General features: G+C 47.3%; 1 protein-coding gene. It reads left to right on the forward strand.

Annotated features, from left to right (window positions below; genetic code table 11):
* A partial coding sequence (gene tuf, locus ACRQQK_RS15495) for an elongation factor Tu (protein ID WP_457512848.1) occupies positions 1-901 on the forward strand: 901 nt, incomplete at both ends.

Consider the following 901-nt stretch of genomic DNA (forward strand, 5'->3'; position numbering starts at 1 on the left):
TGTCTAAAGAAAAATTTGAACGTACGAAACCGCACGTAAACGTTGGTACTATCGGCCACGTTGACCACGGTAAAACAACTCTAACAGCAGCTATCTGTACTACACTTGCAAAAGTGTACGGTGGTGTAGCGAAAGACTTCGCGTCTATCGATAACGCTCCAGAAGAGCGTGAGCGCGGTATCACAATCTCTACTTCACACGTAGAATACGATACTCCAGCACGTCACTACGCACACGTAGACTGTCCAGGACACGCGGATTATGTTAAAAACATGATCACTGGTGCTGCACAGATGGACGGTGGTATCCTAGTTGTTGCTGCGACAGATGGCCCTATGCCACAAACTCGTGAGCACATCCTACTTGGCCGTCAGGTTGGTATTCCTTACATCATCGTATTCATGAACAAATGTGACATGGTTGATGATGAAGAGCTACTAGAACTAGTAGAAATGGAAGTTCGTGAACTTCTATCTGAATACGACTTCCCAGGTGATGACCTACCAGTTATCCAAGGTTCTGCACTAGGCGCACTAAACGGCGAAGAGCAGTGGGAAGCTAAGATTGTAGAACTAGCAGAAGCGCTAGATACTTACATTCCAGAGCCAGAGCGTGCAGTTGACCTACCGTTCCTAATGCCAATCGAAGACGTATTCTCAATCCAAGGTCGTGGTACAGTAGTAACTGGCCGTATCGAGCGCGGTATCCTACGTGTAGGTGATGAAGTAGCGATCGTTGGTATCCACGACACTACAACTACTACATGTACTGGTGTTGAGATGTTCCGTAAGCTTCTAGACGAAGGTCGTGCGGGTGAGAACGTTGGTGCACTTCTACGTGGTACTAAGCGTGACGAAGTTGAACGTGGTCAAGTACTTGCTAAACCAGGTTCAATCACTCC

Source organism: Vibrio sp. C8 (assembly GCF_054051265.1).